This window comes from Allobosea sp., assembly GCF_051860145.1.
Classification (GTDB): domain Bacteria; phylum Pseudomonadota; class Alphaproteobacteria; order Rhizobiales; family Beijerinckiaceae; genus Allobosea.
The window spans coordinates 1-460 of sequence record NZ_JBHYEM010000046.1; the positions used below are offsets into that span (position 1 = coordinate 1).

At 62.0% G+C, this 460-nt stretch carries 1 protein-coding gene; it reads right to left on the minus strand.

All coding sequences use genetic code 11. From position 1 onward, the window contains the following. A partial coding sequence (locus tag ACTIF2_RS27585) for an oligopeptide/dipeptide ABC transporter ATP-binding protein (protein ID WP_439500339.1) occupies positions 1-460 on the minus strand: 460 nt, incomplete at both ends.

The window sequence follows — 460 nt, forward strand, 5'->3', positions numbered from 1 at the left end:
GTGGCAAAGCCGGATGGTGGGGTCCTGGACAGCGCAGATATCTAACGCGTGCTGGCAGCGTGCCCGGAACCGGCAGCCCGAGGGTGGCGCGACCAGATTGGGCACAACGCCGGGGATAGAGGACAAGCGTTCGTTGCCCTCACTCAAGCTCTTCAGAGAGGCGAGCAGTCCTTGCGAGTAAGGGTGCTGTGGTCGCTCGAAGAAGTCATGGACGTCGGCATGCTCAATGACCTGGCCAGCATACATCACATAGACCCGATCACAGACATTTGCCACCACGCCGAGGTCGTGGGTAATGAGGACGAGCCCCATCTGCCGCTCGGTAACGAGCTGTCGCAGGAGCTGCAGGATCTGTTTCTGGGTCGTGACATCCAGCGCCGTGGTCGGTTCATCGGCGATGAGAAGCTGTGGCTCGCAGGCAAGCGCCATGGCGATCAGCGCGCGCTGGCGCAAGCCACCA